Origin of the sequence: Microcoleus sp. ARI1-B5 (assembly GCF_036705795.1) — a bacterium.
In the GTDB taxonomy this organism is placed as follows: domain Bacteria; phylum Cyanobacteriota; class Cyanobacteriia; order Cyanobacteriales; family Microcoleaceae; genus Microcoleus.
On sequence record NZ_JAUBVK010000001.1, the window covers coordinates 352203 to 366427 of the forward strand.

Annotated in this window: 9 protein-coding genes and 1 pseudogene; 6 read left to right on the top strand and 4 right to left on the bottom strand. The window is 45.8% G+C overall.

All coding sequences use genetic code 11. The features are described from left to right. Positions 1-109 precede the first annotated feature (109 nt). Positions 110-346 carry a 50S ribosomal protein L28 gene (rpmB, locus tag QUB63_RS01620; protein ID WP_293150949.1) on the top strand — a complete coding sequence of 79 codons (237 nt, stop codon included), beginning with the start codon at positions 110-112 and terminating at the stop codon, positions 344-346. A gap of 150 nt (positions 347-496) precedes the next feature. Here rpmB and QUB63_RS01625 read toward each other — a convergent pair whose 3' ends face one another. The 3 genes from QUB63_RS01625 to proS all read right to left on the bottom strand — a co-directional run bounded on the left by QUB63_RS01625 (position 497) and on the right by proS (position 7459). Beyond that, a complete protein-coding gene (locus tag QUB63_RS01625) occupies positions 497-2560 on the bottom strand; it encodes an adenylate/guanylate cyclase domain-containing protein (protein WP_332943017.1) in 2064 nt (687 codons plus the stop codon). Positions 2561-2576: 16 nt separating this feature from the next. Beyond that, positions 2577-5555 (bottom strand): adenylate/guanylate cyclase domain-containing protein, encoded by a 2979-nt coding sequence (locus QUB63_RS01630; protein WP_332943018.1) that lies wholly within the window; start codon positions 5553-5555, stop codon positions 2577-2579. Positions 5556-5653: 98 nt separating this feature from the next. Continuing rightward, the gene (gene proS, locus QUB63_RS01635; RefSeq protein WP_332943019.1) at positions 5654-7459 is read right to left on the bottom strand and encodes a proline--tRNA ligase; all 1806 of its coding nucleotides are present in this window, start codon (positions 7457-7459) and stop codon (positions 5654-5656) included. An 86-nt stretch (positions 7460-7545) separates the two neighbouring features. On the opposite strand from proS, the gene QUB63_RS01640 reads away from it, so the two are divergent. The 4 genes and pseudogenes from QUB63_RS01640 (at position 7546) to QUB63_RS01655 (ending at position 12673) form a co-directional block, all read left to right on the top strand. Next, complete coding sequence (locus QUB63_RS01640; protein ID WP_332943020.1) at positions 7546-7860, top strand: hypothetical protein; 315 nt, start codon at positions 7546-7548, stop codon at positions 7858-7860. A 45-nt stretch (positions 7861-7905) separates the two neighbouring features. Next, a pseudogene (locus tag QUB63_RS01645) lies at positions 7906-8824 on the top strand (hypothetical protein). 84 nt (positions 8825-8908) lie between these two features. Next, on the top strand, positions 8909-9178 hold the full coding sequence (locus QUB63_RS01650; RefSeq protein ID WP_442921741.1) for a hypothetical protein: 270 nt from the start codon (positions 8909-8911) through the stop codon (positions 9176-9178). Positions 9179-9535: 357 nt separating this feature from the next. Continuing rightward, positions 9536-12673, top strand: a complete 3138-nt coding sequence (locus tag QUB63_RS01655) for an MFS transporter (RefSeq protein ID WP_332943021.1) — start codon at positions 9536-9538, stop codon at positions 12671-12673. 82 nt (positions 12674-12755) lie between these two features. On the opposite strand, the gene QUB63_RS01660 is transcribed toward QUB63_RS01655, so the two are convergent. Next, entirely contained in the window at positions 12756-13346 is a 591-nt protein-coding gene (locus QUB63_RS01660) for a Uma2 family endonuclease (RefSeq protein WP_332943022.1), read from the bottom strand. Positions 13347-13629: 283 nt separating this feature from the next. On the opposite strand from QUB63_RS01660, the gene QUB63_RS01665 reads away from it, so the two are divergent. Next, positions 13630-14109, top strand: coding sequence for an orange carotenoid protein N-terminal domain-containing protein (locus QUB63_RS01665; RefSeq protein WP_332943023.1), 480 nt, complete (start codon positions 13630-13632; stop codon positions 14107-14109). Positions 14110-14225: the final 116 nt, after the last annotated feature.

Sequence of the window (14225 nt, forward strand, 5' to 3'; positions counted from 1 at the left end):
GGCGATAGGAGGTTTTCTTGTCCCCCCCTTAACAAGGGGGGCTAGGGGGGTAGTCCGCAGTTGCTATATAATGAAAGGCTGCATCAAAAAAAGTAGTCTGGAGGGCAATATGTCACGGAAATGTCAGCTAACGGGCAAGAAGGCGAATAACGGTTTTGCGGTTTCTCACTCGCACCACCGCACTCATAAGTTGCAAGGGGCAAATTTGCAGTGGAAGCGGATTTGGTGGCCGCAGGAGAAGCGCTGGGTAAAATTACATCTTTCTACGAAGGCGATTAAAACCTTGGAACACAAGGGTTTGGAAATTATGGCTAAGGAAGCTGGAATTAATCTTTACAAGCTTTAAATAACCTTGTTAGTTGAGCAAAGGGCGATCGCGCAAATTAAAAGTGCGATCGCCCTTACTTTTACGAAAAAACCTGTTCGCAGCATCGGACTTTAGTCCTTCTTCCTAAGTAAGAAAAGAAAGGACTTCAGTCCTCACTACAAACCTTGATTAGAGCCATTTTCTGCATTGCAGTAAATAAGTAGTCATCATCCCTTTGCCTTTAACTTCGATCGCACCGCGGGTTTCAAATACATACTTTTCTCGCAATTGCTGATAAGTTGCCGCTGTTACCTGAATGCTCCCCGGCAAGCCGTGAGATTCCATGCGCGAAGCGGTATTAACGGTGTCTCCCCACAAATCGTAAATAAATTTTTTAATGCCGATGACTCCGGCGACAACCGGGCCGGTGTTGATGCCGATTCTGATGCTAAGATGTTGATTGTGGGTATTGCTGAAATCAATTATTGCCTTCTGCATATCTAGGGCCATTTCTGCGATCGCCTCTGCATGATCCGGGCGAGGAATTGGCAGCCCTCCAACTACCATGTAAGCGTCGCCAATCGTCTTAATTTTTTCCAAACCGTGCTTTTGGGCTAGGTTGTCAAATGTCGAAAAAATGTCATTCAGCAAGCCCACTAATTCTGTTGGAGAAACTCGCGCACTCAATGGAGTAAAACCTACTATGTCCGCAAATAAGACAGTAACATCAGCAAAAGTATCTGCGATCGTACTGTCTCCCCGCTTCAACCGATTTGCTATTTCTTCAGGCAAAATATTCAACAGCAAGCGTTCTGATTGTTCCTGTTGAACTCGCAGTGCATTTAAAGTATCATTCAGAGCATTAGTTCGTTCTTTCACTCTAAATTCTAACTCTTCATTCAGCTTGTAAAGCGCAATTTCAGCCCGCCTGCGGTCTGTGATATCAGTACCGATTGCCAGCAATCCCGCGAACTTTCCTGCCGCATCAAACAGCGGTTTATTTGCCCACGATACCCAAACGCGATCTCCGTTACGCTGGATGCTTTCACTTTCATTGGTCGTATACTCTTCCGGGTTCTTTAAAATATTGCTCAATAATACGGCCAGGTCGTTTCCCGCTGTATCTATCTGGGGGACAATTGTGCCAACAGCGTTTTTTCCCAGTATTTCTTCTTCCCTGTAACCAAAAAACTTCTGTGCAAATTCGTTAAAAAAAGTAATATTGCCTTCCGTATCTATTTTTAAAATAATGCTGTTAGCATTTTCCACCAATTCCCGATACTTAATTTCGCTTTCCCGTAACGAATACTCTGCTGATGCACGTTCGGTCACTGTGGCGGCCAATAGCAGCGAAGTAACTACAATTACGCTCATAAAAGCCTGCAAAAATAAAATTGATTGATTGATAGTTAGGGCTTTCGCAATAAAGGGGCCGCTTCCCTGAGAACCGCCCCAAGTGGCGATACTGGATACAAGAAAAGATGCTAAAACAGCGCCGCGCTGTCCGAATTGAATGGTTGCCCAAATTACCAAGGGAAATGGCAAGTATTCGAGGGGATAACCGGAGAGATTACCTTCATTTTTTGAGGTGTAGACTAGCCAACTTACTGTTATTAATAACAGCAAGCAGATGCCGCGCCCGATTCTATTGACAATTGTTTGACTGCCTGTATTTTGTTGATTGCCTGCCGCTATTTTTTGGTATGTTATCAACAGCAGTGGAGTATAAATTAAAACTCCTAATGTATCTCCGAGATACCAATTCCATCGAATTTGCCAATATTCGCTCCAGTCAACTAGATTAGTTACACACAGGCGCAGCGTGCCGAGAGTGCAGTTGATTTGAGTGGCAACTACAGCACCGCAAAAGACTAAATTGACTACATCGATGAGCCGCTCGAGTGAGGGGCGAAACTTGAGCCGTTGCAGCAAAGTAAATGCGCATAAAGCTTGTAAACAAGCGCAAAAGGCACTAAGTGTTGCAAGTGTTAAGGATACCTTGAGGTTAATAGTCTCGTAAAAAAATACGCCTAAAGCTATTCCCGGCCAAACGCGCCGACCAAATAATAAAATTGCAGCTTGTGCAATTCCTGCGGGCGGCCAGACGCAGGTAGCTAATTTATTCACGCCGGGGATTGAAGATGCTATTTTTGCTCCTAAAGCGTAAGCAAAAGCAATGGCAGCTATTTTTGCTAAGTATTTCCAATTTATTGATTGAGTAAATCGCCGAAACTGATTTTTGTTTGAGTTCATACAGAGTTTTATATTTCTAATCAAGTAATTTTATGCCATTCAGAAAATAAGTGTTCATCTCACCTTTGCCTTTGACTTCAATTGTGCCGCGACTTTCTAATAAATACTTTTCCTGCAATCGCTGATAAGTTGCAGGCGTGACTTGAATGCACCCCGGTAAGCCGTGGGATTCCATGCGGGAAGCGGTGTTAACGGTGTCTCCCCACAAATCGTAGATGAATTTTTTGATGCCGATGACTCCGGCGACAACCGGGCCGCTGTTGATGCCGATTCTGATGCTGAAATCTTGATTTTGGGTATTGCTGAATTCCTTAATTGCCTGCTGCATATCCAGGGCCATTTGGGCGATCGCCTCTGCGTGATCCTGGCGGGGCATCGGCAGCCCTCCAACTACCATGTAAGCGTCGCCAATCGTCTTAATTTTTTCCAATCCGTGCTTTTCGGCTAGGCGATCGAATGTGGAAAAAATGTCGTTAAGCAAGGAAACTAATTCCGGCGGAGAAATTTGGGAGCTAATTTGGGTAAAACCCACTATATCTGCAAACAATACTGTTACTTCGGCAAAAGTATCGGCGATGATGCTTTGGTCTTGTTTGAGTCTTTCGGCGATCGCTTGCGGCAAAACGTTGAGCAGGAGACGGTCAGATTTTTCTTGTTCTAAGCGCAAAGCTGCCTCAGCTTCTTTGCGAGTTGTGATATCTTCGACAGTACCTTCGTAATAAAGCAAATTTCCATGTATGTCGCAGACAGTATAAGCATTTTCGGAAATCCAAATTATACTGCCATCTTGGCGGTAAACTTGAGATTCAAAATCCGATACTTTGCCGTTTGTTTGCATTAAGTGGATGACTTCGGCGCGGCGTTCCGGGTATACATATAGCTGGCGGTTGATATCAGTTAAATTTCCCATCAACTCCTCGCAGGAACTGTAACCGTAAATGCGAATCAAAGCAGGATTGACGCTGAGATATTCCCCATCTGGAGTAGTTTGAAAGATACCGACGATCGCATTCTCAAAAATGCTGCGGTATTTTGCCTCAGCTTGCCGCAGCGCTGATTCAGCGCGCTGGCGTTCTCGCGCTTCCACTGCGAAAGTTACAGAGTCTGTTAGAGAAACAGCGAAACTTTGTTCTTCGATAGTCCAATAGCGCGGCATTCCTACGTGTTCCAAACAGAGAACTCCTGCTGTTTCTCCGCCTATTTGAATCGGTGTATCTAGCATGGAAGTGATGCCGAACGGAATTAGGTAAGATTCCAGAAATTCTCTAGTTCTAAAATCTTTTTGCGCGTCAAAGGCAGCAATTGCGCGTTCTTCTCGCAGTGCTTGAAAATAGACAGGATAGTCTGCTGCTGCTAATTCCATACCCTCTGAGTGCTGGTTGAGAGCGCGATCGAACAAATCCAGGCACTCCATCTTGGATTTAGGGCGATCGTACAGCCAGACGCTCGATCGGGCAACTTCCAGAGTACGGCTAGCAGTTTCAGTTATTTCTTGAAGCGCTTTGGTTAAGTCGCCTTGATTCAGCGCTTTATTTTTGGCTAAATCAATTAATGCCGATTTCTGTTTCTGTAGCTGAATTTCGCTTTGTTTCAGGGCATTTGTCCGCTCTTCAACTCGGATTTCCAGCTTTTCGTTCAGATGAAGCAGCGCTATTTCAGCTTTTCGGCGATCGGTGATATCTGTGCCGATGCAGAGGATGCCCAACAGTTCTCCCGCTGCATCAACCAGCGGCTTATTTGCCCAAGCCACCCAAACGCGATCGCCGCTGCGCCGGATATTTTCATTTTCATAGCTAGTAAAGCGATCGGGATTTTGTAAAATTTTATTATAAACCAACTCCAAGTTATTCCCTTCCGTGTCGCTCACGGGAACAATTGTCCCCATTGCACTTTTGCCAAGGATTTCTTCCTGATTGTACCCAAAGAATATTTCGGCAAACTCATTAAAAAAAGTAATCGTGCCGTCTGGAGCCAATCTCACAATAATACTGTTAGCATTTTCCACCAATTCTCGATATTTAATTTCGCTTTTTCGCAGACAATTTTCTGCCTCCGCGCGTTCAGCTACCGTCGCTGCCAACAACAGCGAGGTAATCGTAACCACCGCCATAAAAGCTTGTAAAAATAAGATAGCCTGATTGATATTTTCGGCTTTGGCTATAAACGGCCCGCCTCCCTGAGAACTGCCAAAAATTGCGATACTTGAGACAATGAACGATGCTAGGACAGCGGCCCGCTGACCGAATTGGAGCGCCGCCCAAATTATCAAAGGAAACGGCAAATATTCCAGGGGATAGCGAGAAATAGAAGCTTCATTTTTCGATTCAAAGACAAGCCAGCTCGCTCCAATTAATAATATCAACCATACTCCCCGCCAAATTAAATAATTTTTCGGGAGTTCGGTTTGTCTTTTTAAACGGTCGGCAGTTACTTTAGGGCGAAAAAATATGAGGATTAAGGGAGTGAAAATTAAAACTCCCATTGTATCTCCCAACCACCAATTCCACCGAACCGACCAATATTCTGTCAAATCAACTTTACCCGCTAAATATATGGAAAATGCGCCAATAGTACAACTGATTTGAGTAGAAATTAGACCGCCAAACAAGATTAAATTAACTACATCTTTCAAACGTTCTAGAGAGGGACGAAACCCCAGCCAGCGCAGCGCAGTTGCTGCAAAAACAGCTTGCAGAATAGCACCGACGTTTCCTCCCAGCCAAACCGCGAATATCTGTTCAGTTGGGTTAACAAAATTGAGGAAAAATACACCCAAAACTATCGCAGGCCAGACTTTTGGGCCAAACAATAAAAGTCCGGCTTGTGCAATTCCTGCGGGCGGCCACACCGAGGCAGCAAAGGGATTGACACCTTGAATTGCAAATGCTAGCCTCGCCCCCACGGCGTAAGCGATCGCCACGACAGTTACTTGGGCTAAGTATCGCCCAATTCGGGATTGAGGGAATCGAAGAAACTGATTTAGGTTCAGATTCATATCGAGTTTTAAGTTTTATAGAAGTTTATGTAGGGTGCGCACTGCGCACCTTGCTAGCCTCAATGTAGGTGCAGCACGCACCTTACCGTTACAAAAACTTATTTGATGGCGGCATCAATCCACTGTTTTAAAGTAGAATTGACTTCCTCAATCAGAATTTCATGTGATTTGTGAGTTGCTCTTTCCACAACTTCAACTTTGCCTGTTTTCAGGGAACGGCCAGTCACAATTCGATAGGGAATGCCAATTAAATCGGCATCTTTGAATTTAACTCCGGCTCGTTCGGATCGGTCATCTAATAAGGTTTCAATGCCCGATTGATTGAGTTCTGCATAGAGTTTTTCGGCGACTTCGACTTGTTGGGCGTCGGAAATATTGGGGATGCTAATGATGGCGTGATACGGGGCGATCGCCACCGGCCAGATTATCCCATCTTTGTCGTAGGATTGTTCTACGGCAGATTGAGCCAGCCGCGACACGCCGACGCCGTAGCAGCCCATGATAAAGGGCATTTCTTCGCCTTGTTCGCTGGTGTAGGTGGCGCCCATTGCTTGCGAGTATTTGGTGCCTAATTGGAAGATGTGCCCCACTTCGATGCCTCTGGCGGTTTGCAAGGTTTGTTCGGGATTGTGCACGGCCCGATCGCCCTTTTTAGCAGTTCTAACGCCCACAACCATTGCTGGTAGGGGAAATTCTTTATCCCAATTAGCGCCGACAACGTGGTATCCTGACTCGTTAGAACCGGTGACAAAGTTTGTCAGATCGACGGCGGTGCGATCGACCAAACGCAAAAACTTAGAATTTACCTCCTTACTCCCAGCGATATAATCATCAGCAAGATCCGGAGCCATATAACCCAGAGGCAAAGATTTAGCAGCCCATTTCCGTTGAGCTTCCGCATCAGGAACCGTCAAAAACAAAACAGTTTTAGCTTGATAGTTGCCCGCCAACTTCGTCAACTCATTCAACAACTTTACCTGATTCACATCTTGGTCGCCGCGAATGCTTACCAATACCAAGACAGTGGTGCCATTATCATAAACAGCCTGATAAAGCACATTTTTGACAACTTGCGTCGGAGAACACTTCAAAAACTTGCAAAGTTTATCAATTGTTTCAGTCCCCGGCGTTTCCCGCTTTTCAAAACTTGCAAAAGGCGAAGGTTCCGCATCAGCAGGCATAGACACAGCCTTTTCCACATTAGCAGCATACTGACCGTCTTCAGTATAGAGAACTTCATCCTCACCCGCTTCAGCCAGCACCATAAACTCTTGAGAACCAGAGCCGCCAATGGCACCAGAATCAGCATCTACTGCCCGAAATTCCAAGCCCGACCGGCGCAGCATATTGCTGTAAGCTTGAGCCATATCCTGATAAGTTTTCTTCAGGCTTTCTTCGCTAGTGTGAAAAGAATAGCCATCTTTCATAATAAATTCGCGACCGCGCATCAACCCAAAACGCGGGCGAATTTCATCGCGAAACTTAGTTTGAATTTGATAGAGATGTACGGGCAATTGCCGATAAGAACGAATCATATCCTTAGCAATTGTAGTAATTACCTCTTCGTGAGTTGGGCCCAGTCCCACTTCTCGCTGCTGCCTGTCAGTCATAGCAAACATAATACCTTCAGCTTGAGTGTAGGTATCCCAGCGGCCGGATTCTCGCCACAAATCGGCAGGTTGCAGTTGCGGGAGGAGACATTCTTGAGCGCCGGTAGCGTCCATTTCTTCGCGCACAATTTGGGAGACTTTTTTGAGAACTCGCCACATCAAAGGGAGATAAGCGTAAATGCCGCTACCGATCCGGCGGATGTATCCAGCACGGAGCAATAGTTTGTGGCTGGGGATTTCTGCTTCTGCGGGGTCTTCCCGCAGGGTGACGAAAAGCATTTGAGAGAGTCGCATTGGCTGATTTCCTTAAAATACCGGATAATTGTCATCTCAGATTAACTTCTGATATTATCAGAACTCAGCCTGATTTGATTAAATCTATGAATAAAATTTGGGAAAATTATCAAAAAGGTATGACAGCATTTGATAATTGTCACAATCCTACTCTGCAATCTCAGTGGATTGCCTTAAAAGATGAAATAGGAGAATTTGTTCGAGAACCTAATTTGAGCGAACTTTGGGATATTCTTCATGCTGCGGGTCGATTGCTGTACAAACTAATCGGAATTCCTTTACATTTACTGGCCTATCCTACTGTTCGCAAACACAGCGAACGTTTTGAGGAGTACGGCTGCATTCGCAGCCGGCGCAACTGTGAGGGTAAATGCTGCAAACAGTTGACAGTTGACAGTTGACAGTTGACAGTGAGGTTTTTAAACAGTTTATAGCTGATAATTCTCATGACCAGATTCATTCACGACCAATTCGCAAAACAATATCTCAAAGAACTATTAACCCCTCTCGGCAATGTCGAAACCAGCCGCGACATTGCTGGAGAAGTGAGGCAGATTGACGTTTTCTTTGCCCCGAAAGCGGAACCTGATGTCGAACCAACAGCCCTCGGCATTCTGGGTCAAATCGCAGCAAAACCCGCTGTAATTGAACCATTCCGCAGTAAGCGTGCAAACCGGAGAAATTCGCAGTTGTCTGGGTAAACTCTTTGATGTCCATGCCGAATATGAACGAGTCGCCACTAGAGATAATACCCGGATTGCAGAGGCTGATTTACCCCAACTCTGGATACTGTCGCCGACTGTTTCCGACGCGATGCTAGCTGGATTTGGGGCGACTTCTGAACCTGAAAATTGGGTAACTGGAGTTTATTTTTTGAATGTGTCTCTGAAAGCAGCGATCGTTGCAATTCACCAACTCCCCCGCACTCCCGAAACGCTGTGGCTGAGAGTTTTGGGGAAGGGAAACGTCCAAAAGCAAGCTATTGCCGAATTGAGAGAATTACCCTCCGATAATTTATTTCGGTTGAGCGCGTTAGAATTGTTGTACAACTTGCGAACGATTTTAGAAGTCCGCCAAGACACAGATCGAGAAGATCGGGAGTTAATTATGGAACTGTCACCCCTCTATTTGCAACGACTTGAAGATGCAACTCAGCGAGGTATCCAGCAAGGTATTCAGCGCAATCAACGCTTGATGGTTGAGAGTATGCTACAAGTAAAATTTGGCGAGATTGATGAAGAATTAACCAAAATAATCGAGCCTTTGATTCAACTAGAAACCATCGAAATCACGCGAATTATTATGCTGCTCGATCGATCGCAATTACTAGCACGTTTTGAGCCTAACAGTCTAACGGAATCCTAACTCAGCAGCGCACTCTACAATATGTCGGGTGCGCTGAATATCACTTTACCATTTATTAGAGATCGAGAAGATCGGGAGTTAATTATGGAACTGTCACCCCTCTACTTGCAACGGCTTGAAGATGCAACTCAGCAAGGTATCCAGCAAGGTATCCAGCAAGGTATCCAGGAAGGTAAACGTCCGATAGTTGAAAGTATGTTACAAGTGTATTTTGGCGAAATCGATGAAGAATTATCTCAACTAATCGAGCCTTTAATTCAACTAGAATCCATCGAGATTGCGCGGCTGATTATGCAGCTAGATCGATCGCAATTACTAGCACATTTCAATACTCAAAATCAAACCGAATCCTAAATCAGTAGCGCACTCTACGATATGTAGGGTGCGCCGCACCGTACCTTACGACTATAGATCGCCCCCGCCTCAAACTTGCCTTTTTTGGGCGAACTCTGCTGCTACCACTCGCAAAAAAAAAGCTGATTTCTGACTTTAGACGGATTTATTCTTCAGCTTCAAGAGCCATAATCAGCAGTAAGGATGACATAACTAGAGAACAGATTTACTACTCATCCCGATTTCACCAGTAAGGGCTTCCGTAAGATAAAGCCTGACCAAAAAAACCACCATCTAAAAAGTTCCAAATCCCCTAGGTAAAAGTTAGGGGTGAATTTCAATATGCCTGAGTCGGCATAAAACTTTAGGAGGTAATGTATGTTTGAAAGCGAGTTATTAATGTCGCTGTACAGTCCCAAACTCAATATTGCCCAAATGCCAGTAGAAATAGATGTGCCGTTTGACCACCCCGATATCGGAGGGCTGATGTTTTTAAGCCCTCAGTTTTTCGTGGCATTAATCGCCGGAGTCATCATGGCTTTCGGCTTCCAATTCTTGTTAACAAATTTCTCGATCGCTGCCAAAATATCAAATTGGGACGAGGCTTTGCCCGATGACGACGATGATGGCGAGTCCGAAAGTTTAGGCACTAAAGTTCGCAAGATCGAAGGTTTAGTCGGGGGTTGGATTTTAGTCACAGTTAACTTAGCTTTATTTTTAGCTTGTTTTCTGGCAGTAAAACTAACTTCAATTGCCTCGGTAGATGGAGCGGCAATTATTGGTGTGGTCATTTGGTCGGCGTACTTTTTAACCCTGGTATGGCTCGGTTCTAGCGCCGTCGGTTCCATGATTGGCTCCTTGATCAAAACTGCTTTTTCCGGCGTTCAAGGCGTCATGGGTACTGCCGGTGCAGCGATCGGCGGCAAGATGGCCAGCGACCAAATGGTCAATACTGTAGAGGCATCTGTTGCCGCTGTCCGCCGCGAATTGAGTTCGGCTGTAGACCCGGATAGCATTCGCGAAACACTGCAAGATTATGTCGGTTCTTTGCAGTTGCCGAAGCTGGATGTCAAGGAAATTCGCGGTCAATTTGAAAAGCTGCTGGGCGATAACGATATCAAATCTCTTGCGGGAAGCGACGTTCTGAAGAATGTTAACCGCCAGACTTTTGTGGATTTAATTAGCAGTCGCAGCGATTTTTCTAAAGAGGAAGTAAATCAAGTTGCCGACCAACTCGAAGGCGTTTGGCAGCAAACATTCGGCAAGCAGCAAGACAAGAAAGACCCGAATTTAGAGTTGGTTGATTTTCTCAAGTTTGCCGCTCCCGATTTGCTCAAGTCTGACGAACTAAACGCCAAGCTGTCTCAAATTCTGGAAAGTAGGGAAAACACATCGGAATCCAGCAGCGGCGGCGGTATGAAGCGAGCGATGCAGTTGGGTGTGGAAGCTCTTGTCGGCACTGTTTTGTCGCGGACGGATTTGTCGGATTTGGATGTGGAAAAAATCTCTGGTCAGTTGCAGCAACTGACAGAAAAAGGGAAGGAACAAGCTAAATCTTTGGCTTCTAAGGTGGGCGACAAAGTGCCTGCGCTGCCTTTTAATACAGCTAAGGCTGATGTGGAAAATTACTTGCTGAATGCTCAACCTTGGCATCTCAACCGAGAAACTATCAAGCAGGAATTTAGGGATGTTATTTACGATCCCGAAGCTTCTCCGGGAGCAGTGTTGCGCCAGTTAGAGATGTTTAATCCCGATTATTTTGTAGGGATTCTGGGCCGCCGCGAGGGGTTTAGTCAGGAACAGGCGGCGGAAATTGCCGAACAGCTTGAAAGCGTGCGCCAAGAAGTTTTGGAAATTGTGCAAGTTGCTGCTGGTGATGAACAGTCTCAGGATTTGCGCAGCCGGATTGAGAATTATTTGCGATCGACCGGCAAGGAAGAATTGAATCCTGAAGGTATCGAGAAGGACTTCCAAGCCCTGTTGGAAGATCGCGATGCTGGTTTTGAGGCTTTGCGCGATCGCCTGTCACAATTCGATCGCGATACTCTGGTACAGTTGCTCGGCCAGCGGGAGGATTTCAGCCCCGAGGAAGCGGATCAGTTAATCGGGCGGCTCGAAAGTTCGCGCGATCGCGTAATTTCCCAAGCTCAAGAATTGCAAGAGCAAGCGAAATCAAAAGCGCAAGAAGTGCGGCAAAAGGTAGAAGAGTATCTCCGCAATACTAATAAGGAAGAACTCAATCCTGAAGCGATCGAGCGCGAGTTTCAAACGCTGTTAAGCGACCCGCAAGCTGGCTTGAAAGCGCTGAGAGAACGCTTGTCTCAATTCGATCGCGAGACGCTGGTGCAGTTGCTGTCGCAGCGCCAAGACCTCAGCGAGGAACAGGTAAATGGGGCGATCGACAAAATCGAATCGGTGCGCGACAACATTATCCACGCGCCGCAACTGGTTGCGGATAAAGCTAAGCAGCAGTACGAAGAAATTACTGCGAAAATTGGCGAGTACCTGCGCAATACAAACCTGGAAGAACTCGATCCAGAAGCCATCAATCGGGATTTGACCAAATTGTTTGAAAATCCGAAAGAAGGTGCCTTGGCGCTTCGGGAAAGACTGTCTCAGGTCGATCGCGAAACTTTGGTCAAGCTGCTTTCGCAGCGGGAAGATTTGAGCGAAGAACAAATCAATCAGACCATCGATCGCGTGCAAGATTCGATTCGCAGCATCGTGAAATCGCCCCGCCGATTGGCATCTCGCGCTCAAAAAACTGTAAAGGATTTCCAAGGAAGTTTGGAAAATTACTTGCGGAATACGGACAAGGAAGAACTTAATCCTGACAGCATCAAACGCGATTTGCAGTTGCTGTTTAGCGAGCCGTCCATTGGGATGCAAAGTTTGGGCGATCGGCTCAAGCACTTCGATCGCGGTACGCTGGTAGCCTTGCTGTCGCAGCGGGAAGACATCTCCCAAGAGGAAGCCAACCAAATTGCCGATCGTATTGAATCTGTGCGCAACGAGTTTGTCGAACAAATTCAAATGGTGCAAGACAAATTCCAGTCAACAATTGACGGTATTTTCGCGAAAATCCGGGATTACCTCAATTCGCTCGATCGCCCGGAGCTCAACTACGAAGGCATCAAGCGGGACTTCCGCAAAGTATTTGACGATCCGCAGGCCGGATTTGACGCGATCAAGCAGCGTTTGGGCGAGTTCGATCGCGGTACTTTAGTGGCGCTGCTGAGTTCTCGTTCCGATATTTCCGAGACTGACGCTCACCGAATTGTTGACCAAATGGAAGGAGCCAGGGATAGCGTTTTATTGCGCTCAGAACGCTTGCAAACTGAAGCCAAAAAACGCATTAAAGAGATCAAGAACAAGACCAAGCAGCAAGCAGAAGATGCGCGGGAAGCCGCCGCAACTGCTGCTTGGTGGCTGTTCGGTACGGCTCTGACTTCTGTGGTGGTTTCGGCTTTGGCTGGAGCAATAGCAGTCGGCGGTATTTCGGGTTTGTTTAGCTAGAATTTCAACAAGTTTCAATTAAAGTTCTCCTGATTCTAGGCTGGCTGTGTGCCAGCCTATTTTCTTGGGAATAATATCAAAATCATTCAAAATTCACCTGTGGCGGAAACACTCTCGATAAATCAAGTGCCAAGTCGTGAAAACAAGGCAGATTAACAGACTCGTTTGGCAGAAAAATCAGTGTCCTGCGATAACCAAATTGACCGGGTGCATTCTGATAGGGTTCGCTGTAACATTCCAAGCAAGTGTCTGACAAATTAAATATCCAATAGTCAGAGATTCCCGCTTCAGCATAAAGAGGCAACTTAACCTGTTTGTCGTAACTCAAAGAAGAATCTGCAATCTCAATCAGCAACAGTATATCTGCTGGACTGGGGTGAGAGGATAGATAGTCGTCAGGGCGATTTTGCACGAGCGAAAAATCCGGTTCAGGTTCGCTGTTTGTAGGTAAAACGATGGGAGACTGACACTGTAAAGTTGCGCGATCTGCTACTATGGCGCTTAATTCCCGCAATAATCTTCTCAGACAGGTTTCGTGAGCGGTACCTTTAGCTGCCATTTTTACAAGTTCTCCATTAATTAACTCAACTCGATCGTCCTCAGCAAAAAATCCCAGTTCTGTCAAGCGGTGATATTCGGCTGTGGTGAAGCGTTTAGCAGTTGCGATCGTCATAACAAGTCACCTCAGTACAGGTCTGTTGAAATTATACTGGTTTGCTTGACAAAAACTACTTAATAAGCAGTGTGGCTAACAAGTGTGTTTTGGGCGATCGCATCATCCTTTAGTTGTAAATTTCCTAGCCGATTCCTCACCTCAATCCTTAATTACTGTCCGGGAGCATCTCTACCTTAAGCAAGATTCTAGCCTAGGTATTTATTCGCTAACTTTTATTAAGTAGCAAAAAAAGTTTTCTCACTAAGAAAGCTGAGCAATACATATTATTTTGGAGGCTTGAATGACATTTACTACTGCCGGTGCTTACGACCAAGGAAAAGCAGATATTCAAAGCTTGAGTGTAGACGACCAATTAGGTTTGCTGTGGTTTGTTTACACCGAAATGGGCAAGTCAATAACGCCAGCGGCTCCCGGTGCTTCCGGTTCCGAAATTGCTCAGGGTTTGTTCGATCGAGTCAAAGCGCTGCCCCACCAAGAACAACTACAAGTAATGCGCGACATTGCCTCAAAAGCCAATACTGAAATCAGCCGGATCTACGGCTCGATGAGCCCTGAAACCAAGCTGGCTTTTTGGTATTTCCTAGCAGTAGGAATGGACGAAGGAACGATTATTCCCGTGCCTCCCGACTATAAACTTCCCGATGAAGGAAAAGCTTTATTAGGAAAGGTTCAGGGGATGGACTTTCAGCAGCAAATTGATTTCCTTCGCGGTACAGTTTTAGAAATGGGTGCTGAAGCCGCTCCGGGCGCTGGGATTTAATTTAAGTACAATCAGCACGAGCAATCAGAAACCGGGTTTTTTTGCGAAAATACTGCATCAACGCTTTTAATGGTAAAAAACCCGGTTTCTTTGGTATTGACCTGCAATTCCTGCGA

What these genes read in the sequence shown, in the direction of transcription:
- rpmB (WP_293150949.1), top strand. Translation starts at nt 110, where the DNA reads ATGTCACGGAAATGTCAGCTAACGGGCAAGAAGGCGAATAACGGTTTT.
- QUB63_RS01625 (WP_332943017.1), bottom strand. Translation starts at nt 2,560, where the DNA reads ATGAACTCAAACAAAAATCAGTTTCGGCGATTTACTCAATCAATAAAT.
- QUB63_RS01630 (WP_332943018.1), bottom strand. Translation starts at nt 5,555, where the DNA reads ATGAATCTGAACCTAAATCAGTTTCTTCGATTCCCTCAATCCCGAATT.
- proS (WP_332943019.1), bottom strand. Translation starts at nt 7,459, where the DNA reads ATGCGACTCTCTCAAATGCTTTTCGTCACCCTGCGGGAAGACCCCGCA.
- QUB63_RS01640 (WP_332943020.1), top strand. Translation starts at nt 7,546, where the DNA reads ATGAATAAAATTTGGGAAAATTATCAAAAAGGTATGACAGCATTTGAT.
- QUB63_RS01650 (WP_442921741.1), top strand. Translation starts at nt 8,909, where the DNA reads ATGGAACTGTCACCCCTCTACTTGCAACGGCTTGAAGATGCAACTCAG.
- QUB63_RS01655 (WP_332943021.1), top strand. Translation starts at nt 9,536, where the DNA reads ATGTTTGAAAGCGAGTTATTAATGTCGCTGTACAGTCCCAAACTCAAT.
- QUB63_RS01660 (WP_332943022.1), bottom strand. Translation starts at nt 13,346, where the DNA reads ATGACGATCGCAACTGCTAAACGCTTCACCACAGCCGAATATCACCGC.
- QUB63_RS01665 (WP_332943023.1), top strand. Translation starts at nt 13,630, where the DNA reads ATGACATTTACTACTGCCGGTGCTTACGACCAAGGAAAAGCAGATATT.